Source organism: Desulfovibrio inopinatus DSM 10711, from assembly GCF_000429305.1.
In the GTDB taxonomy this organism is placed as follows: domain Bacteria; phylum Desulfobacterota; class Desulfovibrionia; order Desulfovibrionales; family Desulfovibrionaceae; genus Alteridesulfovibrio; species Alteridesulfovibrio inopinatus.
This window is the reverse complement of sequence record NZ_KE386881.1, coordinates 20,080-45,093: the sequence shown is the minus strand read 5'-3', so window position 1 is coordinate 45,093 and position 25,014 is coordinate 20,080. Positions and strand designations below refer to the sequence as shown.

Here is a 25,014-nt window from a genome sequence, read left to right as displayed (position 1 = left end):
TTATTCCCACTGATTGGCGTCGTGTTATTTCAAATACAAAGCAAATAAAAAGGCTATTGCAATGCGTTTTGTACTGCGAGTTCGACACATGCTGCCGTATCGGGAGAAACGCTGGTTCCATGAAACGTTTTTCCCTGTACCGCAGTCCCTACTCCTGCTGTGACAGAAACATTGCATTCATATTGCCCTTTGGCCTTTTCCATACGGACAATGACTTTTGTGCTGGATGCATTAAGATTGGTTCTTACGAGTTGACCATGGATTGCTTCCATTCCTTCCCTGTCAACAGGGAGACTCCCCATGGCCCTGACGACACGGAACGCATGAGATGGAAGTGCTATAATACAGCAGACAACAACGACGAAGCATGCAGAGAATAAACGACTCATATTTTCACCACCATAAATCATTTTTATAAACCATAACATTGTACTTCCGGTGTATGTCAAGGAGGATTTGAGCGTGAAATGGGGGAGAGTAGGCAATACGGAATCATACCAACCGTAGTATACTTGTTATGTACTACGGTTGGTATGATATTGGGAGGTCTTGGTTACGGATCTATCTTTTTGGCCATAGCAACGATGGCGTCCGCGTACGCGAGACGAAGTCGTTCCATATAGTCGGGGTTAACTGGTCCTTTCCAGGTTGTGATTTCAGCAAAGCGTTTGGGAATGTGCGTTGTATGCGGATTGAACCCACATTTGATTTTCTCGTTCCAACGGGCGTTTCGGATATGGTCGGCCATCGAATCCAGATTGTCTGCCATGTCATCGTAGCCGAGTGTTTTAAAGCATTCGGCGATGAGTTCATCCTTGTAGACACCACGGGCAAACAGACAAGCAACGAGGCTAGTGAGAAGGACCCGACCTTTTTCATCGTCAATATAGAATGCGATGGTTTTGTCGATGTCTTCTTCTTTATGTTTTTGGTCGTAGGAATAGCCCCCCGTGTCGAGGTGAGCATGGCGAAAACCAAGGGTTTGTCCCACAAAATAGGTTTCGCCGGTGCCGTAGCCAGCCATTTCCTGACCGAGTACACACGCAAATTCCTCGCCTCCATACGTTTTGGCTGCGACGAGTGCTCCTTGTCCGAGAACACGGTAGAAATCATTTTCCTGGTGCCCCAGGTGATACATGGCTTTGATGTAGGCATCGGCGTCACCGAATGTGAGTCTCGTCATGGTTTCTTTCTCTGAGATGAGACCTTTCTCGGTCGCTTCGGTTGCCCACGCCAGCGCCACACCTGCGCTAATGATATCCATCCCTTCCAACTCACATCGATCGATAATCGCAAGGACATCGGTGGGATTGGTCACTCCGAGCATGGGGCCGGCCGCAAAGTTCGGTTCGTGGTCGTATGAGACTTTGCGGATTTCAAAGCGATGATCTTCGGCAAACATCTTGCGTACCATGCCGATATGAATGCATCCGACCGGGCAGCCTGAACAGGCGCTGTTGTGCATAAGCACGTCCGAAGCGAAGGTTTCACCGGAGATTTTGGTGGCATCGTCGTCGTGCGTCGCCTGCATGTTGCGCCAAGGAAGCGATTTGAGTTCATTGAGCGGCATAACGTTCACTGGCGTTCCCAGATTGTGATATTTCTGCATCATCTGGGTGCTGGTGACGTCCTCATAGAGTTTATTGAAAAGCGAAACATACTCTTTGCTCTTTTCGGGGAGTTCAAGATCGGCATCACCCTGTACGATAACGGCTTTGAGGTTTTTGGCGCCCATGACTGCGCCGCACCCCAGTCGTCCAAAATGACGATAGGTATCAATATTGATGCATGCGTAATGCATTTTGTGTTCCCCGGCCGGCCCAATGCGAAACATGGTGCGGTGTCCTGAAGCCGCTTTGGACATCTTTCGAACGAGTTTTCCGGTTGTATCTACATCGGCACCCCAAAGGAAATGTGCATCCATGACATTAAGCCGTTTTGAGCCCACTTCGACGAGGCATGGTTTTTTGGCTTTCCCAATAAAGACAAGCGCGTCCAAACCGGCAAATCGTAAGGCCAAGGAAGAGCGACCGCCACCGTGTGATTCGGCGAAATGCCCGGTATACGGCGATTTGAATCCGCATACGGTTTTACTCATGAGCGGGAAGTATCCGTTGAGCGTGCCTATGGCGAAAATAAGAGGCTGGTCGGGGTGGAATGCATCTTCGTCTGGGCGTCCATATTTCGCAAAGAGTGCTGTGGCCAAGCCTGAACCTCCACACCAGACAGAGCGATCGCCAAAGTTCGTAAACCGCCCTTTGCCGGTACTGAGGTCGACAATCAGGACGCGAAATGTATCACTTCTCGACATAGCAGCCCTCCGTACATGAGGCGGTCTCTGTTTCTTCGGCGAGTTCCAGGCAGTCGTGCGGGCAAAACGGGATGCACCGACCACAGTGAATGCAAACAAATGGAGAGTTGGTTTCGTCGAGATAAATGGCGTTCACGGGACATGCTGCCGCGCATTTTCCACACCGAATACAAACACTGTCTTTATGAATGACGCCTCCGCCGTTTTTGCGCGGTGTCATGGCCCCGGTCGGGCACGCTTCGGCACATGGTGCCGGGTTGCAGGCCAGGCAGAGGACCGCCTGAAAACCGCTTGAAATGCCACCAGCTGAGCGAATACGGATGCCTGCTTTGTTCCAGGAAAATGATTTATGGACAATTCTGGCACACGCAAGAGAACAGGAATGGCATCCGATACACCGTACAATCCTGCTCGGTCGAAGTACTTTCATGAGGGGACTCCATAGCGATTGAAGGGAGAAAAGGAGTGCTTCTTATGTCAAAATCAATATAATTGCTGTGCAATACAACATCATATTAGTGTGCAACGCAATTATTAAAGTCTTCTTATGATGTAGTGCGTCAACTTTGCAGACATGTCAATGAACCAATGGGGATTTCATAGAATTGTTATGGAAAAGAATGAAACTCTTCATGTGCTTGAGGCTCGAAGATTGACAAAGTAAGAAGTAAATGTCCAAACAATAGGCATCGAAAATGTTTTTTGAATAAAGAGGTAAGAAAAATGGCCGATAGAAAGTATGCGTTTTCATGGGAATTATTAGGCGATATCGACTTGGGGCGCCCGAACCTGGGACCGATGACGCGACTTGAGGTCTATCGGCTTATGCAATTTGCTTTCCGCGATGTCATAGAGCGCGAAGTGGGAACACAAAAAACCGATGAACTCTTTTATCAGGCAGGAAAACTTGCCGGATGTGAGTTTTATAAGCATATTTTGGGGAACATGACGGATTTTACCGAGTTCGTGAAGAGGCTCCAGCAGATGTTGAAAGAAATGGGAATCGGGATATTGCGCATCGAGAAGGCCGACCTGGACGCAGGTTCATTTATTCTGACGGTATCCGAAGACCTTGATTGTTCAGGATTACCTGAACTAGATTATGAAATATGTGTCTATGACGAAGGCTTTATTGCAGGTCTTATGGAGAGTTACACGGGGAAGGCGTTTCGGGTGAAAGAGATCGATTGCTGGTGTACGGGGGACAGGACATGCCGCTTTACGGCAGAGGTTATAAAGGAATAATGCATGTCGGATTTATGGCCAGAGGAAGAACTCAAAACTGCTAAAGACATATTAGATGATGCACTTCATGAACATGATTTGTCGCGGATCTGTGAGGCCATCAAGTTGATGCTTCCTTACTGTTCTTCAGAAATCATCAGTTGCAAATCAGATATAATGCTCTGCATTCTCAAGGACGTGTTGCATGCCTCAAAATTATCTCAGGTGTGTGTTTTAGATGAATATGAAAGCGGTACATTTCGAGCGTTGATTAAAGACGTTCTTTCTGTGCGTGAATTTCTTATGGCGTTAGCAACGGGAGACCTCTCCCAATCTTTGACGGTGAAAGGATATTTGGCCGGGGCACTGAAGTCACTTCAGGCCCATTTAAAGCACCTGACCTGGCAGACTCAGATGGTCGCTCAAGGTGATTTTAATCAGAGCGTTGATTTCCTTGGCGAATTTTCTGATGCGTTCAATTCCATGATTGCACAGCTTGAAGAAAATCGTAAACGCCTTCAGGAAAGTGAAGAACGATATCGACATATGTCCCTGATGGATCCGTTGACGAATCTTTTTAATCGTCGTCATCTCTTCGACGTTTTACATCAGGAAGTGCAGAAGGCGCTTCAGCAGCAGAGTTTTTTTTCGCTTATTATGCTGGATGTCGATCATTTCAAACGTATCAATGATAAGTTCGGACATGCGGCGGGAGATTATGTGCTTGAGGAACTCGCCAAGCGTTTGCAGAGTTGTTTGCGACCTGGAGATGTAGCAGCCCGATATGGAGGTGAAGAATTTCTTGTGGTGCTTCCTCATACCGATCTCGCTACAGCATACTCCTTGGCAGAACGAATCCGGCTGAATTTTCAGCATCCCCCTCTTGTTTTTTCGAATTTCCAATTCTTCGTTACAGCCAGCTTTGGTGTGAGCATATATAATACGTTCGGGGACTCGGAGAAGGATATTTCGTCCCTGGTCGATATATTGTGTAAACAAGCTGATGAAGCCTTGTATCGTGCGAAAGCAGGCGGAAGAAATTGCGTGAATGTCTACCCATGAGCATGGCCCGCGCGATAGTACGTTTCAATGTACACAGCGCACCCGAGACTCATGGTCCGAGCGCGCTGTTCTTTGTTATTGATGCATACGGCGCATTGCCGTCCGATCTTTATAGAGACGTGACACGTTCTATTGGCGCAATAGTGCGTGTCACTCCTCTTGTTTCTTGATTATTTTCCGCCTCCGTTGCGACCCTCGTTGCACGGCTCACCCGTTTCCGGACGATCATGTTCCGGTGTCGGCGTGGTGTCGCAGGCTTCTCCTGCCTTGATATCCTTCCCTGCGTTTTTCAGTTCAATCGACTTGGGATCGATATTTTCTTGATAATAGTGATCGGCCATGTGTTTGAGCATCTGGTAGCGTTCGTTGACTTCCTCTTCGATCTTGGCACGTAACTCTTTCGAAAGCTCGGGCATACGCTTTTCGAGCTGAGCATAGCGGTTTTCGCCGGAGAGGAAATCCTGAAGCGTGCCATTCGGCACCTTGGATTCCAGGAGAAACGGGTTTTTGCCTTCTTTGGCCAACTCCGGATTATATCGATACAAGGGCCAATATCCGGACTCGACAGCCAGCTTCTCTTCAAGCTGGGTTTTGCCCATGCCTTTACGAATTCCCTGGTTGATGCAAGGAGCATAGGCCAGGATCAAAGACGGTCCAGGATAGGCTTCGGCTTCAAGGAAGGCCTTAAGCATCTGTTGCTTGTTCGCGCCCATGGACACCGAGGCCACGTAGACATAACCATACGTCATGGCGATGCGACCCAGATCTTTCTTGGCGGCTTTCTTGCCCGAAGCGGCGAATTGGGCCACTGATCCGGTCGGGGTTGCTTTGGACGCCTGACCGCCCGTGTTGGAATACACTTCCGTATCCATGACGAAGATGTTGATGTCTTTGCCTGATGCCAACACGTGATCCAAACCGCCGAAGCCGATATCGTAGGCCCAACCATCACCACCGAAACACCACACGGATTTCTTGGTGAACAAGTCGGCCATTTGGGTGATTTCTCGCAAGAGTGGCGGCATGCAACCGGTTTTACACAACATGTTTTTGATCGCATCCCCGTATTGTCGTGACGCCGTGGCAGAATCTTTGTTGTGGAGCCAATCGCTCAGTGCGGCTTTCAGTTCGTCCGGCATGGAAACGTGGGTAATAGCTTCATCAACCAGGCTGGCCAGGCGCTTGCGTTGCGTGTCCACCGACATGAGCATGCCGTAGCCATATTCCGCCGCGTCTTCGAACAGCGAGTTCCCCCACGCCGGGCCGTGACCGTCTTTGTTTGCCGTGTATGGCATAGACGGTGCCGATGCGCCCCAAATCGAGGAACAGCCCGTGGCGTTGGCGATGATCATTCGTTCGCCGAACAGCTGGGTCAGCACTTTGACGTATGGTGTTTCGCCACAACCGGCGCACGCACCCGAGAATTCGAACAGCGATTGCTGGAACTGACTGCCCTTGAAGGATTCGCGCTTCATGAGGTCGTCCTTGTAGGTGACGGTCTCGGCAAAGTCGTAGTTGGGCACTTGTTCGTCGGTTTGGGTATCAATGGGTTTCATGACCAGGGCTTTTTCCTTGGCCGGGCAAATGTCGGCGCAGTTGCCGCACCCCATGCAGTCGAGGCTGTTCACTTGCAAGCGGAAATGCAGTCCTTTGAGTTCTTTCCCTGTGGCCGGCAGTGTCTTGAAGCTGTCTGGTGCTTTCGTGAGTTCGTCATCGGAAGCAAGAACTGGACGCAGGGCGCTGTGTGGGCAGACAAAGGCGCATTGGTTGCATTGAATGCAGTTGTCCGCGATCCATTCGGGCACGTTGATAGCAACGCCACGCTTTTCATACTGCGTCGTTCCCACGGGGAAGCGGCCGTCCGGATCGAACACGGAAACCGGTAATTCGTCGCCCTTGAGTGCAAGAATCGGTTTCACCACATTGGCGATAAATTCCGGTTCGGCTTTGGCTTCCACCGGCGTATCTACGGCGTCTTTCCAAGAATCCGGGTAGTCGATCTGGGCCAAGCCCTCCAGAGCGCTGTCCACGGCCTGAATGTTCATGTTGACGATCTTGTCGCCTTTACGGCCGTAAGTGGCTTTGATGGAATCTTTGAGCAAGGCCATGGCCTGTTCAAAGGGGATGACGTTGGCCACCTTGAAGAAGGCGGTCTGCATGATCATGTTGATGCGACCACCCAAGCCGACTTTTTCTGCCAGGCTGACGGCATCGATATTGTAGAATTTCAGTTTCTTGCGGGCAATGGTGCGACGCATATGGGCCGGAAGTTGCGTTTCCATGTCTTCTTCGGTCCAATGCGAATTGAGCACGAACGAACCACCGTCCTGAATGCCTTCGAGCACGTCGTACAAGTGAATGTAGCTCGGTTTGTGGCAGGCAACGTAATCCGGCGACTGAACAAGGTAGGTGGACTGAATCGGCGAAGAACCAAAGCGCAAATGCGAGACCGTGACCCCCCCTGATTTTTTCGAATCGTAGGAGAAATAGGCCTGCGCGTACATATTGGTGTTGTCGCCAATGATCTTGATGGCTTGCTTATTGGCGCCGACAGTACCGTCTGAACCAAATCCCCAGAATTTGCACTGCACGGTACCTTCCGGCGTGGTGTCGAAAGCCGGCCCGATGTCGAGTGATGTTTCGGTCACATCGTCGATGATGCCCACGGTGAAATGGTTTTTCGGTTTCGTGCCCAGCATGTTTTCAAATACGGCCGCCACCATGTTGGGTGTAAATTCCTTGGAACCCAAGCCATATCGACCACCAAGCAAGCGTGGAGCCTGACCCAGCTTGAGATAGCTTGCCGCGACGTCGAGGTAGAGCGGATCGGCCAGTGCACCCGGTTCTTTGGTGCGTTCCAGAACGGTCACACATTCGGTCGTTGCCGGCACGGCAGCAAGCAGGGCATCGGCATCGAAGGGACGGAATAGGCGGACTTTGACCAGACCGACACGCTCGCCGTCATCAACCATGTGGTTGACGACTTCTTCGATGGTTTCGCAGGACGATGCCATGGCAATGATGACGCGATCGGCTTCGGGGTCGCCGACGTAGTCAAAGAGATTGTACGAGCGACCGGTCAGTTTGCCGACTTCGCGCATGTATTTGCGAACAATGCGCGGCACGGCGAGATAATAGGGGTTCGCGGCTTCACGGCCTTGAAAGTAGATGTCCGGGTTTTGCGCCGTTCCTCGAATATGAGGATGTTCGGGGTTGAGCGCGCGGTATTTGAACTCGTCGACTTTGTCCATGGGCATGAGCTTGGCCATGTCATCATAGTCGATGAGTTCGACTTTTTGAATTTCGTGCGACGTTCTGAACCCGTCGAAAAAGTGAACAAAGGGGACGCTCGATTCAATGGCGGCCAGATGCGACACCAGGCCGAGGTCGATACATTCCTGGACCGATGCCGAGGAAAGCATGGCAAACCCGGTGGCACGGCAGGCCATAACGTCACCGTGATCGCCAAAAATCGAGAGCGCGTGGGTGGCCAAGGCGCGGGCGGCAACGTGGAAAACGCCGGGGAGAAGTTCGCCCGCGATCTTGTACATATTGGGGATCATGAGCAACAAGCCTTGAGAGGCGGTAAATGTCGTCGTGAGCGCCCCGGCTGCCAGCGAGCCGTGGACGGCTCCAGCCGCACCCGCCTCGGACTGCATTTCTTCGACCGGTGTTGTTTGGCCGAAAATGTTTTTTACCCCGGCAACGCCCCATTCATCGCAATGCTCGGCCATCGGCGACGACGGAGTGATGGGGTAAATGGCGGCAGCTTCACTTAAGGCATAGCCGACATAGGCGGCGGCCTGGTTGCCGTCCATGGTTTTCATCTTTTTAGCCATGGTACGCTCCTTTGCGTGTTCTTGTGTCGCCCAAAACGTTTCATTTTTGTCTTGGGCAACCAATACAGTGTGATTTCACAGACCCCGGCCACGACGGGGTAAAAAGAAACAGCAAAAAAAATTGGCACGACGGTCAGCCCACAGAATGCCGTCTTTCTCGGACTTGGCACAGTAACATGATCGCCTCACACCCGAACATCTGCAATCACGTCAAATTCACCAGTCCTGTTGGCGATTCTGCGCACGGCCAGACTCACCACACTCCATGCCAAATCACGGGAAAAAAGCAAGATGTAGAGTGATTTTTTTGGCGAATGGTAGAAATAGGCTTTTGAGCGGTGCAAAGCACACGATGAAATTCGAGAGAGTGACGTTTGCTTCTTCGTTGAGAGTATTTAAAGTAACATGTTGTTTTTTAAATAAACTTGCTGATAATCTTTGTCTCGTGAGCAATGAATGCTGTTTGAAAGAAAAATCAGGGTTTTCCTGAGTTCTTTTTATTTGAAAAAAGGCTATGTCGATGATGAATGGATTAATATCCAATGCAATGATGGGAATGACGTTTTTTATATGTTCTTTTACGCATATAACGCAAAAGGATATGGTTTGTGTATTTTCGTTTTTGTATTCTTTGGTGTGCTTTTAGTATGAAATAAGAAGTTGATTTGGTGGAGTCATTGTTGCGGCTTGTTGAATCATGAGGATGTCTAAATACAAAATCATACTCTTTTCGTCGTAAGTATGGTGATGCGAGAGACATATTGAATAAATAGGGTGGGATGAAATGAAAAGAAAGTGTGCATTTATAGTAATGATTTTGGTTGGTTTGTGGGGATCATATGTATCAGCGCAAGATATATACCACCATGTCGCGACATGGCCCCATACCAATGGGCCAAAACTGAGACCAGGCGGAATGGCTGTCGATGCACAGGGGAATGTCTATTTGACCAATATCCTTCAATGCAGTGTACAAATTGTTTCATCATCCGGACAGCTTGTCGATGAATGGGGAAATGGCTGCGGTGCTGGAAATGATCAGTTCAACAATCCACACGGTATCGCCATTGATGGAAATGGAACGGTGTATGTCGTCGATACGGATAATGATCGTATTCACGCACTGGATGCTCAAGGCCAGCACGTCGCCGTATGGGGGACATCTGGATCGGGGGCCGGTCAATTCGATCATCCCAGTGGAATCACCATCGATTCGTTAGGAAATATGTATATTAGCGATACAGACAATAACCGTGTTCAGAAATTTACTTCCGAGAGACAGTTCGTGACGCAATGGGGGACAAACGGTTCTGCGAATGGTCAGTTTGATTGGCCGAATGGGATTGCGAAAGATAGTCATGATAATATTTATGTTGCTGATACATTTAATAACCGCATTCAAAAATTTTCTTCCGATGGGCAGTTTCTCGCTTCGTTGACGGAGGGAGAAAATGGGGACGGGTTTTATTGGCCTCTGGATGTGGCGATAGATGGTTCCGATACCATTTTCATAACGGATACATCGCAAAATCGTATCCAAAAGCTGGATGCTTCGGGAACATTCCTTTTGGCATGGGGAGCGCAAGGCTCACAAGAAGACCAATTCAATTGGCCGGAGTATATTGCGGCGGAGAGTGGTGGAAATATCTATGTCTCGAATACGTATGAAGATCGTGTTCAAAAATTTGATGCGAATGGCCAGCTTCTTGCGATGTGGGGAACACTCGGTGATGGGCAAGGGCAGTATTATTGGCCGGATGGCATTGCAATAGACAAAGATGGCAATGTGTATGTTGCCGATACCTTTAATCACCGAATTCAAAAGTTGAGCGCGCAAGGCGGTTTTCTTATGACATGGGGAACTAAAGGCTCGGGAATCGGTCAATTTGATATGCCGAATGATGTGACTGTCGACACGATGGGGAATGTCTATGTGGTAGACTCCGGATGGAATCGCATTCAGAAATTCAATACACAGGGGCAATTTTTGACCGCATGGGGAACGTATGGGGAAGGAGAAGGAGAATTCGATTCTCCGGATGGAATCGCGATTGATAGTCAAGGCATGGTGTATGTGGCGGACTCCGTGAATTGCCGAATTCAAAAATTCACTGCAGACGGCCAATTTCTGTTGCAGTGGGGCTCTTACGGTTCAGAAAATGGGCAATTCGATTGGCCGGACACAATTGCTCTAGATAAAAATGGGAAAGTGTATGTTGCGGATATACAGAATGACCGTATTCAGGTGTTTGATGCGCAAGGTCAATTTCTTATGGCATGGGCAACACCACTACCGCAAGGCATTGACGTTGATGATAATGGAAATGTTTTTGTGACGGATTCACAGAATCAAATGGTACGGCAATTTGATTCCAATGGGACGTTGTTGACGCAGTGGGGAATGAGAGGGGCGGATGATGGTCAATTCAATAATCCCCAAGGGGTTGCAACGGATCATGCCGGCAATGTATATATCGTCGACTCGCACAATAGCCGCATTCAGAAATTTTCTTTGGCCGATGTCACGGGTGCCATCGGCAGCTTGCCTGTCTCGCTGTTACGTATTTTGAGCTGGTAACAGGGTTTTCTTTCTTACGGGGTAAAAAGCGCAAGGCGCTCGTCCAAAACGATCGGAATGTACTGTGCGTTGCGCAAAATTTGCGTGTCATGCATGTCCCATACGCGCTCGGGATGCTGGTCCACACCTTGGGGAATGCCGTTCCAAGTATCGCCGATAAGTGCGCCCTTGGCGTGGACGAAAAATCCCCAGAGAACGAGAGGGACGAGAGCGGGCAGGATGACGCGTTTATAGGACGATTGGAGAATGGCTTTGTACGCCATGGCGCTCAACACCATGAGGAGACCGAGCATGCTGCAAAAAAGACGCGGTCCATAACACCATCCGCCCCACCACATGGGGAAGGTCGTGAGCACTACGGTGAAGATCAGCACGGTCACGGCAAGACCTTTGGCAAGGGCCTGAGATCGGCTCCAGGTACACAGTGATCGGATGGCGAAAATGAATCCCAGTATGAGAAAGGGAGAGTACACGAACAAGCCTCTATTGGGAGAAATCAGCAACCCGGCCAAGGCATACAGATTGTTCCACCCTAGAGCGCGCGGTCCTTGCTGCACTACATACGGCGGCAGCCAGTGTCCATAGAGCGCGTGCGAACCGGCAAGACACGGAATAATCAATATTCCAAGACACGCCGCGTAGAGTAATGCCTGCTTGTACGACTGAAGAAGCAACGTGAGCCCGCATCCACCGATGATGAATGCGAAATCGTGTCGGCAGATCAACCCAAGAATCGACACGACGGACAGCAACACAATGCGTTGCGTGGTTATCTCCGGTGCCATGAGAAGCGCAATGGCAACGAGCGACAGGCAGGACGAGATGTTATGCGACGAGAGCGACCCGGCATGAATCGAGTATTGGCTTGTTGTCAGCGCAAACACGCCGCAGAGCAAAAGGCTTGATGCCGTGGACAGGCCAAGACGGCGACATATAACAAAAAACAACGCAACACTCAGAGCGGCAAAGAGTTTTGCCATGGCATCCGTGAGGCGGACTTCCGGTGTCTGGAAATGTTGCGTCCAGGCAACGAGTGGGGTGATCATCAGAGTCACGCCCACGGGATAATAATTGATGAAATGTCCGGACGGGCTTGTCGTGAGCAAGGTATGGGCTGCACTGTTACGGCCGGCATACCCGTCAATAGCGAGCGTTCCCGTATTGATGAGCGCGAGTGCCGATGGAACATAAAATCGATTGTCCGCGGTATTCGTCCCACCAGGAGCAAACGCCAATTGCGTGTAGAAGAGGAGCGTCAGGGTAAACACAATGGAAAACCAGGCATAACGTCGGGGCATGACGAGAACACAGACGAGAAGAACGGCGAACACCGGCACCGACACACGCAGACTGTCGGCAAAGACCGTCAATGGCGACTCAAGAGACAACGAGACATCACGATACTGGAGTGGAAGCGCATCATGATGCTGCACCGACGCCTCGATGGGATCGGTGGAGTCATAACAGTAATACAGTGACGAATAATCCCCCACATCCACATGCTGAGGCAGTAGATACGGGTCGCGATACGTGACATCCCCTCCAGGCGGCCCCCATACCACCTGCAATTCTCCACCCCGCACATCATACATATCCAGCCGAGCAAGATGATGCTCTTTGCACACAATGCTCTCCAACGCATATTGACACGATCCCGTCGGACACTGCCGCGTTTGGACAGGGTGTGATCCATGTTCAATGGGCGGCGCGAAAGCGATGGTGAGCAGAATGCTCAACAGCAGAAGCGCAAGAGCAATACGTTTCGGTGTGAGCGCATGCACGAGTGCGTGGATTGCAGGCATACTGTTCCTCTATGAACATCGTGTAAAATGAGAATGGACGCGGAAAGCGCGTGGTGGGGGAATATGTAGTGGAAAGTTAGGGTGAGGACAAGAAATAGCCAGAGCCTAAAGCGTGCCGTTGAGAAAATTTTGTCTCATTTCGTCCGTCGGCTTTTCAAAGAGTTTTGGATGGTTTTTGCGCCGCAAAAGCCGTTTTCTTCCCTTTCTCGCCACAATTTCCAGAAGCAAACGCAACCAAGATGTGCTAGAAGACGACACCAGTCATAGACGCTATTCGGGCTCTCTGGTGTGTGTTGTGTCTGATTGATGGTTGGCAGTCTGTTGTTTAGCAAGTGTGGTTTCCTGCAGGAGGTGAGTATGCGGTGTGTATTGATGACGGTGAACGTCGTTCTGGTGTGTCTGTTAACGGTGCTTTTGAGCGTTTCTGCATGGGCTGGGGAGCGTTCGTATTTATTGGCGACGGCGAGTACCGGCGGAACCTATTATCCGGTCGGGGTTGCGCTTTCCACGTTGGTGAAAATGAAGTTGCAACCGACGCATCAGATTGCGTTATCGGCGATTAATTCGGCCGGCTCGGGTGAAAATATCAAGTTGATGCGTGAAGATGAAGCGCAATTTGCGATTTTGCAAGGATTATACGGGCATTATGCATGGAATGGACAAGGCCCGCTCGCCTCGGACGGACCACAAAAAGAACTGCGATCCATCACCATGCTGTGGCAGAACGTTGAGCAATTTACGATTTTATCCCGTGATGTGACGAGCGGCACTATCAGTGATGTGAACGCGCTCAAAGGCAAACGGTTATCCCTGGGCAAAAAGAATTCGGGGACGTTGGGGTCTAACCTCTTCTTACTCGGCAATTTGGGATTCAACGTGGATGCGGATTTTGATCTTGTCTATGTTGGCTACGGCCCGAGTGCCGATGCCTTGCTCAATGGCCAAATTTCCGGCGTCAGCATTCCGGCGGGAGTGCCCACCGGAGCCATTACGCGAATTTATGCCTCCATGGGGGATGACGTCACCACGCTCGATTTCACCGATGAACAACTCGAAAAAGCCAATGGCGGAAGTGGGTTGTGGACACGCTACGTCATTCCCGCCGGCACGTATCCGAACCAGGCAAAGGATATCAACACGATTGCGCAGCCGAATTTCCTTGCCGTACGGGCCGATGTCGACGAAGAGGCCGTCTATCTCATCACAAAAACTATTTTTGAGAATTTTCCGTTCCTCCAGGCTATTCATAAGGGCACCAAAGCATTGAGCAAAGACAAAGCCATTGTCGGACTGCCCTTGCCGCTGCATCCGGGCGCGGCCAAATATTTTCGCGAAATCGGCTTGACGATTCCGGACAAGTTACTCGCGCAGTAGTGGGATACAATCCGGTCGCGACGCGATGCGCTACGGCCGGGCCAGCTTCATGGAGGATGCATGGTGGTGGCGGAAGAGACCGTTGGGCGTTCGATGTATGGGCGTGATGCCTGGGTCGGCAAGATGCTGTTTGTCCTCGGCATCGTTGTGTCGTTGATCCATATGTATTTCAATCTCATCGGGGTCTTGCCGACGCTCTGGCAAAACTCCATCCATTTTGCCTGCTTCGCCCTCATGTGCCCGTTTCTGTTTCCAACGCTCACGGCGCGAACGGGTCGCATGCATCGTCTCGGGAGAAGTGTCGACGTGGTGTTGGGCCTGCTGGCGGCATTTTCCGCCCTTTATATGGTGGGCATGGAAGATGCGATTTACGCCCGTGGTGTACGGCTCAATGGAACGGAATGGGTGTTCGGCGTGATCCTCATTCTTGCGGCCATAGAACTGACGCGGCGGACAACGGGCTTCATCATCCCTGTTTTGATTGTGCTCAGCCTCACCTATGTGACGTGGTGGGGAGGGCTGCTGGGCGGCGTGTTTCACTTCAAAAGCATGCATCCGGAAACAGTGCTGTTTCGCAGTATTTATGGCGATGACGGCTTGTTTGGAAACATTGCCCTCATTTCCTCGTCGTTTGTTTTCATGTTCATTCTTTTCGGGGCGTTTTTGTTGCGCTCCGGAGCCGGGGATTTCATCATAGACCTGGCTCACGCCGTTGCCGGTCGATTCGAAGGCGGCCCCGGCTTGGTGGCGGTGTTTGCGTCCTGTCTCACCGGTACCATTTCCGGTTCAGCCATTGCCAATACCGCATCCACCGGTGTCATTACCATTCCCCTGATGAAGAAGTCCGGCTTCCCGCCCAAATTTGCCGCGGCCGTCGAAGCCGCGGCCTCGACCGGTGGTCAGCTTATGCCGCCCATTATGGGAGCGGGGGCCTTTGTCATGGCGAGCTATACACAAATTCCCTACACCACCATCATTGCCGTTGCCGCACTGCCCGCCGTGCTCTACTTTGCCACGGTTGCCTTCTTCGTGATGAGTGAAGCTGGGAAACATCACATCAAACTCGCAGACCCTCCAACGGCAAAGCCTCTGAGCGAGATCATGCGCAAGAGCGGCTTACCGTTGCTCATTCCCATTTCCATTCTGATCGCGTGCCTTATCTATGGATTCACCCCATCCTATGCCGCGGGTATCTCCATTGTTGCGGTTGTGGTTGCGTCCTGGCTGACGCCACACAAGATGGGGGTTCGCGAAATTGGCGAGGCCTTGGCGCTCGGAGCACGTAATATGGTCATGACGGCCATTCTGTTGTGTAGCGTCGGGCTTGTCGTCAATGTGATCGCCATGGCCGGCATCGGCAATACGTTTTCGCTGATGATCAATGCCTGGGCAGGAAACAGCCTGCTCATTGCCTTGATCTTTGTCGCGCTGGCTTCGCTCATCCTCGGAATGGGATTGCCGGTCACGGCCTCGTATATCGTTTTAGGCACGCTCTCGGCTCCGGCACTCTACAACCTCATCGTCGATGCCCAGGTTGCTCAGGCGATTGCCGATGGTTCGTTGAGCGATACCGCCAAAGCCATCTTCATGCTGGTGGACCCGGCAGCCATGGACATGCTCGGTTCGCCGATCTCACTGGTTCAAGTCAAAGCCTTATTGTCCGGGGTGCCGGTCGATCTGCTGGATTCCATACGAGAATCCATTCTTCCTCCGGAAACGCTGACCTTTGCACTGCTCTCGGCCCATATGACCATCTTCTGGTTGAGTCAGGACAGTAACGTCACTCCGCCGGTCTGTCTGGCCAGCTTTACAGCGGCCGCCATTGCCAAAACCCCGCCCATGGCTACTGGTCTGGAATCGTGGAAGATTGCGAAGGGAATTTATATTATCCCTCTCTTATTCGCCTATACTCCCCTCATCAGTGAGCATTGGGTGGACGTTATTCATGTTTTTGCGTTTGCTCTGATCGGCCTCTTTGCCATCGTCGGGGCCATGCAAGGCTACCTCATGGGACGCATCGGTCTACCGCTACGGCTCCTTGCCGGCGCCTGTGGCACCATCATGCTGTGGCCCGGCGGCCTGGAATTGCATGGTGCCGGGTTGGTCGGCTTCGTTGTGTTGCTGTGGATACTGCGCGTGAGGAGGAGGGGGAAGGCGGTCGTGGTGAGTGCCGGATGATGTGTTGATACTTTTTCGATGAAGAAAAGTGAATGCCTCCGGCGGCTTAAGAAACTTATTGAAAAAAGTTTCTTAAGAATCTTCAAAAACGTTTAATAGTTCTATCTTGGAGAGAGCGCTCACCTTTCGTATTTGTAAGAGTTTCTCCTGGCCTTGTATTGTGATTTTTTTATATCTTGGCTATTTTGTACTGTTTTTACACGAAAAGGTGACCTTCACCGAAAGGCCACCTCATGTTCCTTCTTTCGTTCATGCCTCCATCAAACCCGCTTGGTTCCTTGTGGATACTCCGCTTCATCCCAGAGCGGGGGACCGTTCCAATTAGATGTTTCCTGACACGTCTTGAGGCGTTCTGCGACTCCATCAAGCCCGAGTTCTTCGAGACGCTTTGCCGTTGGAACTCCGGTGTGTTCGTCGTACCCCCGGAGTTGGTAATACCGTGTGACGTGGGCTTCGTGCAGTTGTCGTTCGGCCGCCCCTTCGGCGCTGTGATAGAGTTCCGGTTTTTGCGGCAAACTGTCATGGCGGCGACGGACTCCACGGCAGATGTTGAAGGCGTGTTCCAGCGTATAGATGCGGTCGGCGGCGCGTTCGAGTTCTTCCACGGTGTACGGTACGCCACAGGCCGCGGTGAGCAGGTCGACCAGACCGCCGAAAATGGGCTTTTTCCAACAGAGCGGCATGGCGCAAATCCAGTTGTTGACGCCGCCTTTGCATCGCCCGGTGCAGTCGGACAGGGTGGTAATGCGTTCTCCGACAATAAGCGCCGGGGCTGGATCAGCATCCGGGTTCTCGATCATCAGACCATGTTCTTTGAGGACGGGGAAGATATCAGGATCGACCTGATTGAAAGCCCAGGAACGTCCCCGAAGGTGATCGGCGCCACGGGTGGACGTGGCGTGCGCCAAGGCAAAAACACCAGGCGGATAGGTGCCGCGCGACAGGCCTTTAACGTGATAACACAGCTCCATAGCCGTATTACCGAGCTGTTCAGCCAGACCGTACATGCCTTCGGCCACCAAGTTGCCGAAACCTTGCCGTAATGCCGTGGCGTGAACCAACTCGACTTGGGCATCGGCGTCTTCCCAATCAAGCGACAGCCCGCCGGTTTGTGCCGATGTGAGCAGGCCGCGGCTATACAAATCCTTTGCCATAGCAATCGTGTTGCCGAGCGCAATGACATCCATCCCATAGGCATCGCAAAGGTTTTCCATTTCCATGATGGGAATGGGGTCGAGAATACCGCAATTCGTCCCAAGGCAATAGATACATTCGAATTCCAGTGCTTCCCCTGTTTCGCCGGCACGCCTTCCCGATGGGATACGATAGCGGTTCTTGCATTTGACATGGCAGCCGTGGCAGCCCACTCGACCGGTTTCGTACTGTTTCCAGCTCTCGGGGCGCAACGCCTCGGGAACATCGTCGGCAGACATACATGATTCGCTATTGCGAAATCCCGGTTCCCACATCATCATGCCAATATGGGTGCCGTATTTCGCGACAATATCCTGTTGAAACGACGAGGCCTTGATGAATTTGTAATCTTCTTTCGCGAGCTGTTTGAAGGCGGCTTCATCGGCCAGCGCTACATGCATATCGCCCGAGACCACAATCGCCTTGAGATTCTTCGAGCCGAGCACGGCGCCGGAACCTCGTGCTGCCGAACCATATTTGTCGATCATGGTTGAAGCAAAGCGGACAAGGTTTTCCCCGGCTTGACCGATGCTGGCGACACTGCAGGTCTTGCCGTGGCGGTTTCTGAGAATGTCCGTTACTTCCCAGGTCGACATTCCCCAAAGGTCCGACGCGTCGTAGAGTTCCGCTTTGGCATTGTGAATACGGAGATAGACCGGATGATTGGCACGGCCGGTCACAATGAGTTGATCCAAACCGGCGCGTTTCATCATAAACGCCATGGACTCGCCGGCATTACCGTCTCCAAGAATACCCGAATAGGGGGAAAGTGTACTTACTTCCAACCGACTCGTGAGTCCTAGCGGTGTGCCGGACAACACCCCAGGGGCCATAGCAAAGATATTGTCAGGGGACAGTGGATCAATTCCAAGGGGCAATTCATTGAAGAGGACATACGAGTTGAATCCGCGTCCTCCAATGTAATCTCGCGCATACTGTGGATCAAGCGCTTGTGTGACAATGTTTTTGGTCCCAAGATCAACACGCAATATGGTTCCCATCCATCCATTCATAGCATCCCTCGCTTTGGCGTCGTTCTGCGTTATAGCGCAAATACATGTTGCCTGTTGAAGGGGAGGTGACTCTACCTCTCTTTTACTGCAAAATGGAGTAAAGTAACAATAAAATTTTCGTCTCGATAGACTCGACACATATTGTGGAAAAACACACACCATGTATGAACGTACCATCTTCCAGAAATGGAAATTACTACGCCGACAAAAAGGTTTGCGGAAAGGGGGTGATGGGGTGAGGAAGGGGGGCCAGGGGGAAGGAGCGGGGGAGAGGGGGAAACCACTTTCCTCAAAAGGGGTTTCCCCCCTCTTCCCCGCTCCTTCCCCCTGGTCGCCGAAGGCGATTCGGCTATTCTCCGAAATGCAGTGCAAACCGATTGACGAACATCATAAGCTCGGCAGCGGGAAGGTCGTTGATGCCGGCGGCTTTGACGCGTCCTCCACCGGTGACAAACTGTTTGCAGAGTTCGGCGGCGCTGGGTCCACCATTGATGGGAGCGCGAACACTGACGACATAGTGCCCGCGTTCGGTGGTGACGAGAACCGCATGCGCACGATCGGGATGTTTGCGGGCAAGCATGTTGGCAAAGTCACCAACGGCGCGGCGTGCCCATTTTTTGTTTGGAAGAACGACAACATCGGGGACGAGTTCGGGAATTGCTTTTGCTTTCTCGATGTCCTCGTCGCGTCCTTGGGTGAGTTTGGGAATGACGTCGGTTCCAGCAAGAAATGCCAGTGGCGAGGTGAAGGAACACATGACCCGAGCGAGGTCGAACGGGCTGAAGTGGAGATCTTCAACCGTTGCTCCATACGCGTTGTAGTTGAGCAACATGCCCATATCCTTGAGCCGGTCAACATCTTCCTGGGGCAAATCGTGTTCAGCGGCCAGAGCTGTGGCTGCCTCGAAGAGGTTGTCTCCGAAAAGTCCGGCAACGGCCCAGAGTGCATTATGCCGTGTGGGGTTGAGATCGTAGACGAGTTTCGACGTATTGGTGTCGGGGGTGGAGACAATACGTGGATGAAATTGTGGATGATCGGGAAGATCATCGGCTGCATGGTGGTCGATGTAAACAATATCCGTCCCCGCTTCGATGAGTGGCATGACGGCATCGATATTTTTCCCCAGGGCAACATCGAGGACACAGATGGGACCGGGGACGGGAGGGATTCGTTTGAGAAGTGCCTGATCGCGTTTGACACCGGTCATGAGAATGGGCGTATCGGCACGACCAGCTAAAAGCTGGACCAATGCACAGAGGCCATCGGCGTCACCGTTGAAAGCGTAGGCCGAGGCACTACGGGCCAATGAAAAAAGAGTATCGTGAGATTCGGCCATGCGAAATGCTCCTTGATGGATTTTGCCGGAAGAGTGCATCCCCTGAACGGGAAGGTCAAGGTGGTTGAGAAAAAAAAGGGCCGCCTGGGGGGACGGCCCGTCTCAAGGAGAGGGATGAAGTGAGAGGAAGAATTATTTGATCGGCTCAGGCAGAGTGATGAGCCAAATTTGCGACCGTTCACCCGTGGGCTTTACATGGAACGTCGTATTGGTGTGTTCTTTTTCGTAGGTGATGGTCCCTTTGGAATCGACAACATACCCTGTGGGTTTTTTGACGTCCTTGCCGTCTTTGTCCTTCGCAGGATTTTCGACGTCCAGCGTCATGCCGAAATCGTTGTCTGAAGCGACAGCCAGGGTCTTTCCATCATCCAACAGAGCAATGCCTTCAGCTTTTGACGGCTTCCAGCCATGCGCTTTCAGGTCGAAAACAAACGTTTTGCTCATGGGGACAACACCGGCTTTGGATAACTCCTCGGCGGTATCGATCGTTTCCAGGGGCTTGCCGTCGGAAGCGGTCTTTCCGGTCAGATCGGTGGCTTTGCTCAAATCAACCATGTAAATCAGGTTGCGCATTTTTTTGTCTTTGCCCTTGCCCTGTTCCACGACGAGGAGTTTGTCATCGGACACGGCAGCTAAATCGCCGATTTTGGCATCTCGGCTTTTTTTGAAGGCATCAACATCATGGGGGTAGGCAAACATGCGGGTCTTGCCTGTCTTGGGATCAAGCTCAACAAACCGGATGAATTGGGCGTTGCTTTTTTTGACCTTGCCGTCCACATCGAGAATGCTCTGGACTGCAGCAATGATTTTGCCCGAGGGGGTGATGGTCAGCCCCTCGAAACCACGATTCGGTTGGCGGAATTTGACAATCTCAGGAAGACCTTCGCCCGGACCGTATTTTTCAAGGATGACGCCGGTTTTGGGGTCAAGCTTCGCGATAAACGGACCGTATTCATCGCACACCCAGAGGTTCCCATCGCTGTCGGCCTCAATGCCTTCCGTATCCATGCCGTTTTTATCATAGGGGAGGATCGTCAAGCTGTCGGATAACGGGGTTTCGCCGGTAGAGCCTATTGCGCCCTGGGGGATGGGCAGACCGGTGATCGGTTTTTCCGGAGCTGACTTCAGCGTGGTGAAGTCGACGAGTTCGGCTTTGTCGGCTGTCACTTTGACGATACCGAACCCAGGATTGAATTGGGGAGCCGGAAACATTTTGGTTTTGACCGGTTTGGCGTCGTCGTCGGCTTTGTATGCCGGGGAGTCTGCATTGGGGCCGCGATCACTGATCAGACTGAAAAGCAAGGCGCCGTCTTCGTCTTTACCGACATAGTACATGCTTGAGCCAACGCCGACGGGAAAGCCTTTGGGAAAGTCATGCTTTGCTGCACCGTCGTAGGGAACGAACAGCGATTCATCTATAACGATATCATATTTTTTTATCGTCGGCTCAGCGGCGAAACTTGGAGAGATCATACCAAGACTCAGCGCTGCAACACCGAGCGACATTAGAACGCGAATATTCATGACGAGAGCCTCCACTCATGTTTTGCGTGTAAGATCTACTCGTCGCGTGTGGCGAAACGGTTTCAGAGAAAAGACAATTGGTGTCAAACACCATGACGAGACGACGCGTTGGCATGTTGTTTGGCCGTTATGTTGTGCAGACGTCGCGCGCTTTGGACATTTATCCCCGTTCGGATAGAGCGAGTCGAAGACCAAGGCCAAGGAATACGCATCCCGCGAGGCGTTTTGACCACGCTGCCAAATGTCCGGCGGGATTGATCTTGGCTGCCAGGCGACCGGCACAAATCCCGTAGAGCAGACAGACCAACGTTCCATTGATGGAAAACACAACGCCTAATGTGAGAAATGCCATATTCGTCTGGGTGCTGGTGGGATCAATAAACTGAGGTAAAAAGGCCAAAAAGAAGAGCGCAACTTTCGGATTCAATGCGTTGCAAAGAAAGCCTTGTCGCCAAATAGTCACCAGATTGGTGGAGGGAGTGGAACTCGTGATGGTACATGCATACGCGTCGACAGCAGCGGGTTTGGCACTTCGTAAAATGGAGACCCCCATATACAAAAGGTATGCCGCCCCAATGATTTTGATGACAGTAAATACTGTCGCCGATGTCGCGATGAGGGCGGAAAGGCCCAACGTGGCGGCGGTAATGTGAACCAGGCATCCCGTCCCTACACCCAGTGCAGCGACCATACCGGCTTTGGAACCTTGGGACGCTCCACGGCCGACGATATACAGGACATCCTGTCCGGGAGTGATGCTGAGCAAGAGTCCCGAAGCAACAAACATGAGAAAATCGTGAATACCGAACATAGTCATCCTCGCTGCGTGTGAACGGCGTCGAGTTGTTCCAGGAAGCAGTCTCCGTGGGTGATATCTTTGACCGAAGCCGTAAACCGCTCAACATATTCCAGGGGGATATGGACGATGAACTCTGCGTCCATGCCATATTCCGTGACTGCAATGGTTCCTTCGAATTCGTCAACAAGACGGGTTATCGGCGTGACGAAATGATGCCCGAAAAGAATGCGTACCGCCTGAACATCCACATGCCAGCGCTGTGGCAGGATTGCAAGACCGTTGGCGAGAGCACCGGAGTAGGCGCGCACCAGACCTCCCGTTCCCAATTTGATTCCGCCGAAATAGCGTGTAACGACGGCGACAATTTCACCCAGTCCACTTCCCGTGAGGACATTGAGCATAGGACGTCCGGCAGTTCCACGCGGTTCGCCATCATCGGATGATCCGGCCAACGTTGTATCGGCGGGAGAGGCCGCGAGAAAAGCAAAACAATTATGACTGGCGTCGGGAAATTCCATGCGACAACGCTCAATGAAAGCCTTGGCTGCGCCTGGTCCCGGCGCATGTTCTATCGATACGATGAATCGGCTCTGTTTAATGACCTCTTCAGAGCGCTGCAAACCGATGTCGGGAATGGGGTATCGCATGACCGGATTTACGACGCGCTTCGCCTTGGGGTCAAGTTGTGGTGGAAATGAGCGTATTCATGGCATCTTTCGATATTTCGGTTAATGAATGATACCAGGTTGGTCGTGTATATTATTGTGTATGGAATGGTGTGGATTCGATGTGTCGTGTCGTTTTACACGTGTTGAGTAGTATGGAGTTGTACTCTCTTTGTCGATTTTTTATTGTTGTAGACGAGAGATATTGTAATAAACATCTCGTATCCATGAACGTGATGGAGGACCGATGGTGGCGCTCGATATGGTACGGAATATGTGCTTAAATGTTGATTGTGAATTTTAGAACGTAAGAAGGCGGTGTTGCCGCTTTTCTCTCATACGCGATTTTCGTATCATATTGAAAAACGCAAATTTAAGTTTTCCCTTCTCAGCGGGGATGCGATAGAGTGCGACGCCGTGGTTGTCATGGTGAGTTGTTTCATTTCCGCTGCCATTTCCTAACGATAAGGACTTCGTGTGTCAGCTTTGTCTCTCGATCCACGCCGCGTTCTGCTTATCCATCCCGCTTCCCCGTATTCATTTTGGAGTTTTCAAGAAACCGTCCGTTTATCCGGACGAAAAGCTATGGCTCCGCCTTTGGGACTTGTCACGGTGGCTGCGTTATTGCCTTCGAATTGGGATTTACGCGCCTGTGACATGAATACGCGAGAGCTTCGTGAAGAAGATTGGCAGTTTGCCGATCTTGTTATGATTACAGGAATGATTGTGCAACGCGAAGGAATGCTGTCGCTTATTCGTGAAGCCAAACGTCGCGGTATTCCAGTTGCTGTTGGAGGGCCGTACGCCACGAGTGTTCCTCAAGACATACTTGATGCTGGTTGCGATTATCTTATCAAGGGTGAGGCAGAAGATTCTATTGCCGGGTTTCTTGATGCCCTTTCTCGAGGGGAGACGAGCGGCGTCTTCGAGGAGTCGGAGAAACCCAATATGGGCGTCTCACCGATTCCGCGGTATGACCTGTTGCATCTTGAAGACTACGACACTGTTTCTATTCAAACGTCGCGGGGTTGTCCTTTTTCATGTGAGTTTTGCGATATTATAAACCTCTTTGGTCGCGTTCCGCGTTATAAAAGCCCGGATCAAGTCATGGCGGAACTCAACATGCTTTATTTGTTGGGCTGGCGAGGATCGATTTTTATCTGCGACGACAATTTTATCGGCAATAAAAAGCATGCCCGCGCGATTTTGGAGAAACTCATTCCTTGGATGGCAGAACGTGATGAACCGTTCAGTTTCTTCTGTCAGGCATCGGTCAACCTTGGACAAGACAAAGAACTCATTGATCTCATGACCGCGGCCAATTTTGGCGATGTTTTCGTAGGCGTGGAATCACCAGATGAAAATGTCTTGAAGGTAACCAACAAACAGCAAAATGTTCATAACCCATTGGAAGAGTCGTTGCGCAACATTAATGCCAATGGATTGCCCGTGTTGGGGAGTTTCATCATTGGTTTTGATGGAGAAACCAAAGGTATGGGAGAGCGTATTTGTGCCTTTGTCGAAAAAATAGGAATGCCGGTGATCATGGTCAATATGCTGCAGGCGTTGCCTAATACCAAGTTGTGGGACCGATTAGAACGCGAAGGCCGGTTGACGCTTGACGGCGATACATGCGGCGTGCGCGGTTCTGCGATGAATTTTCAACCATCAAGGCCGCGAGAAGAGATTCTTGAAGAGTTCTATAAAGCCATTGATCGTCTTTATGAACCGCAAGCCTATCTCGCTCGTGCTTTCCGTTACACTTTGGAAATGCGGCCCACACGCAAAGCCATGTCCCCCAATGGTAATCCTGGCCGGAAAACGAAAAATGTGACGTTACCCAAAGGATCTGTATCCCGTCGGTTATGGGAATACATGGCACTGATTCGTGTTGTTTGGCGACAAGGCGTTGTTGCCCCGTATCGGGGGCAGTTCTGGCGACAACTGGTCCAAGTGCGACAGAAGAATCCGAGTCGGTTGGTGCGCTATCTCAGTGCATGTGCAATCGGGGAAAATTTGTTTCAGTATCGGAAAAATATATTGCAAGACCGATTGAATCGTGCAAACAATCAGAGAGTGGGATAATAGTGGATGTTTCAGTCCATATGCATAAAA

17 protein-coding genes are annotated in these 25,014 nt (G+C 51.3%); 7 read left to right on the top strand and 10 right to left on the bottom strand.

The genetic code is table 11. The features are described from left to right. Positions 1-53 precede the first annotated feature (53 nt). The 3 genes from G451_RS0124760 to G451_RS0124750 form a co-directional block, all read right to left on the bottom strand. The gene (locus tag G451_RS0124760) at positions 54-389 is read right to left on the bottom strand and encodes a hypothetical protein (RefSeq protein ID WP_156921815.1); all 336 of its coding nucleotides are present in this window, start codon (positions 387-389) and stop codon (positions 54-56) included. A gap of 164 nt (positions 390-553) precedes the next feature. Next, complete coding sequence (locus G451_RS0124755) at positions 554-2,311, bottom strand: aldehyde ferredoxin oxidoreductase N-terminal domain-containing protein (protein ID WP_027186339.1); 1,758 nt, start codon at positions 2,309-2,311, stop codon at positions 554-556. Further along, positions 2,298-2,741: a 4Fe-4S dicluster domain-containing protein gene (locus G451_RS0124750; RefSeq protein WP_027186338.1), complete on the bottom strand. Its 444-nt coding sequence runs from the start codon at positions 2,739-2,741 to the stop codon at positions 2,298-2,300. Before G451_RS0124750 ends, G451_RS0124755 begins: the two co-directional genes overlap by 14 nt. A 293-nt stretch (positions 2,742-3,034) precedes the next feature. Between G451_RS0124750 and G451_RS0124745 the strand changes: the two genes are divergently transcribed. Beyond that, positions 3,035-3,556 carry a V4R domain-containing protein gene (locus tag G451_RS0124745; protein WP_027186337.1) on the top strand — a complete coding sequence of 174 codons (522 nt, stop codon included), beginning with the start codon at positions 3,035-3,037 and terminating at the stop codon, positions 3,554-3,556. 3 nt (positions 3,557-3,559) lie between these two features. After that, positions 3,560-4,597 carry a GGDEF domain-containing protein gene (locus G451_RS33345; RefSeq protein ID WP_051261880.1) on the top strand — a complete coding sequence of 346 codons (1,038 nt, stop codon included), beginning with the start codon at positions 3,560-3,562 and terminating at the stop codon, positions 4,595-4,597. A 170-nt stretch (positions 4,598-4,767) separates the two neighbouring features. Here the strand turns inward: G451_RS33345 and nifJ are convergent, their stop codons facing one another. Next, on the bottom strand, positions 4,768-8,436 hold the full coding sequence (gene nifJ, locus G451_RS0124735) for a pyruvate:ferredoxin (flavodoxin) oxidoreductase (RefSeq protein ID WP_027186336.1): 3,669 nt from the start codon (positions 8,434-8,436) through the stop codon (positions 4,768-4,770). 916 nt (positions 8,437-9,352) lie between these two features. Between nifJ and G451_RS0124725 the strand changes: the two genes are divergently transcribed. After that, the gene (locus G451_RS0124725; RefSeq protein WP_027186334.1) at positions 9,353-11,014 is read left to right on the top strand and encodes an SMP-30/gluconolactonase/LRE family protein; all 1,662 of its coding nucleotides are present in this window, start codon (positions 9,353-9,355) and stop codon (positions 11,012-11,014) included. A 14-nt stretch (positions 11,015-11,028) separates the two neighbouring features. On the opposite strand, the gene G451_RS0124720 is transcribed toward G451_RS0124725, so the two are convergent. Beyond that, entirely contained in the window at positions 11,029-12,816 is a 1,788-nt protein-coding gene (locus G451_RS0124720; protein ID WP_027186333.1) for a hypothetical protein, read from the bottom strand. 357 nt (positions 12,817-13,173) lie between these two features. Here G451_RS0124720 and G451_RS0124715 point away from each other — a divergent pair, with 357 nt between their 5' ends. Both G451_RS0124715 and G451_RS31585 read left to right on the top strand, forming a co-directional pair. Beyond that, a complete protein-coding gene (locus G451_RS0124715; RefSeq protein WP_084448767.1) occupies positions 13,174-14,190 on the top strand; it encodes a TAXI family TRAP transporter solute-binding subunit in 1,017 nt (338 codons plus the stop codon). Between the two features lie 60 nt (positions 14,191-14,250). Further along, on the top strand, positions 14,251-16,368 hold the full coding sequence (locus G451_RS31585) for a TRAP transporter permease (protein ID WP_084448766.1): 2,118 nt from the start codon (positions 14,251-14,253) through the stop codon (positions 16,366-16,368). 260 nt (positions 16,369-16,628) lie between these two features. Here G451_RS31585 and G451_RS0124705 read toward each other — a convergent pair whose 3' ends face one another. From G451_RS0124705 to G451_RS0124685, 5 genes are all read right to left on the bottom strand, one after another. Next, the gene (locus G451_RS0124705) at positions 16,629-18,575 is read right to left on the bottom strand and encodes an aldehyde ferredoxin oxidoreductase family protein (RefSeq protein WP_027186331.1); all 1,947 of its coding nucleotides are present in this window, start codon (positions 18,573-18,575) and stop codon (positions 16,629-16,631) included. Between the two features lie 349 nt (positions 18,576-18,924). After that, positions 18,925-19,911 (bottom strand): DHH family phosphoesterase, encoded by a 987-nt coding sequence (locus G451_RS0124700; protein ID WP_051261879.1) that lies wholly within the window; start codon positions 19,909-19,911, stop codon positions 18,925-18,927. A gap of 132 nt (positions 19,912-20,043) precedes the next feature. Continuing rightward, positions 20,044-21,435: an esterase-like activity of phytase family protein gene (locus G451_RS0124695; protein ID WP_027186329.1), complete on the bottom strand. Its 1,392-nt coding sequence runs from the start codon at positions 21,433-21,435 to the stop codon at positions 20,044-20,046. 160 nt (positions 21,436-21,595) lie between these two features. Then, the gene (locus tag G451_RS0124690; protein ID WP_027186328.1) at positions 21,596-22,246 is read right to left on the bottom strand and encodes a LysE family translocator; all 651 of its coding nucleotides are present in this window, start codon (positions 22,244-22,246) and stop codon (positions 21,596-21,598) included. 2 nt (positions 22,247-22,248) lie between these two features. After that, positions 22,249-22,854, bottom strand: a complete 606-nt coding sequence (locus G451_RS0124685) for an IMPACT family protein (protein WP_245587871.1) — start codon at positions 22,852-22,854, stop codon at positions 22,249-22,251. Between G451_RS0124685 and G451_RS35135 the strand changes: the two genes are divergently transcribed. Together G451_RS35135 and G451_RS31580 are read left to right on the top strand one after the other, a co-directional pair. Next, positions 22,751-22,966 (top strand): hypothetical protein, encoded by a 216-nt coding sequence (locus tag G451_RS35135; protein WP_245587872.1) that lies wholly within the window; start codon positions 22,751-22,753, stop codon positions 22,964-22,966. The genes G451_RS0124685 and G451_RS35135 overlap by 104 nt on opposite strands. A 410-nt stretch (positions 22,967-23,376) precedes the next feature. Beyond that, on the top strand, positions 23,377-24,984 hold the full coding sequence (locus tag G451_RS31580) for a B12-binding domain-containing radical SAM protein (RefSeq protein ID WP_211236390.1): 1,608 nt from the start codon (positions 23,377-23,379) through the stop codon (positions 24,982-24,984). Positions 24,985-25,014 lie beyond the last annotated feature (30 nt).

Bases quoted from the DNA above. Each gene is read 5' to 3' on its own strand.
- G451_RS0124760 (WP_156921815.1), bottom strand. From the start codon at position 389: ATGAGTCGTTTATTCTCTGCATGCTTCGTCGTTGTTGTCTGCTGTATT.
- G451_RS0124755 (WP_027186339.1), bottom strand. From the start codon at position 2,311: ATGTCGAGAAGTGATACATTTCGCGTCCTGATTGTCGACCTCAGTACC.
- G451_RS0124750 (WP_027186338.1), bottom strand. From the start codon at position 2,741: ATGAAAGTACTTCGACCGAGCAGGATTGTACGGTGTATCGGATGCCAT.
- G451_RS0124745 (WP_027186337.1), top strand. From the start codon at position 3,035: ATGGCCGATAGAAAGTATGCGTTTTCATGGGAATTATTAGGCGATATC.
- G451_RS33345 (WP_051261880.1), top strand. From the start codon at position 3,560: ATGTCGGATTTATGGCCAGAGGAAGAACTCAAAACTGCTAAAGACATA.
- nifJ (WP_027186336.1), bottom strand. From the start codon at position 8,436: ATGGCTAAAAAGATGAAAACCATGGACGGCAACCAGGCCGCCGCCTAT.
- G451_RS0124725 (WP_027186334.1), top strand. From the start codon at position 9,353: ATGGCTGTCGATGCACAGGGGAATGTCTATTTGACCAATATCCTTCAA.
- G451_RS0124720 (WP_027186333.1), bottom strand. From the start codon at position 12,816: ATGCCTGCAATCCACGCACTCGTGCATGCGCTCACACCGAAACGTATT.
- G451_RS0124715 (WP_084448767.1), top strand. From the start codon at position 13,174: ATGCGGTGTGTATTGATGACGGTGAACGTCGTTCTGGTGTGTCTGTTA.
- G451_RS31585 (WP_084448766.1), top strand. From the start codon at position 14,251: ATGGTGGTGGCGGAAGAGACCGTTGGGCGTTCGATGTATGGGCGTGAT.
- G451_RS0124705 (WP_027186331.1), bottom strand. From the start codon at position 18,575: ATGAATGGATGGATGGGAACCATATTGCGTGTTGATCTTGGGACCAAA.
- G451_RS0124700 (WP_051261879.1), bottom strand. From the start codon at position 19,911: ATGGCCGAATCTCACGATACTCTTTTTTCATTGGCCCGTAGTGCCTCG.
- G451_RS0124695 (WP_027186329.1), bottom strand. From the start codon at position 21,435: ATGAATATTCGCGTTCTAATGTCGCTCGGTGTTGCAGCGCTGAGTCTT.
- G451_RS0124690 (WP_027186328.1), bottom strand. From the start codon at position 22,246: ATGTTCGGTATTCACGATTTTCTCATGTTTGTTGCTTCGGGACTCTTG.
- G451_RS35135 (WP_245587872.1), top strand. From the start codon at position 22,751: ATGCGACAACGCTCAATGAAAGCCTTGGCTGCGCCTGGTCCCGGCGCA.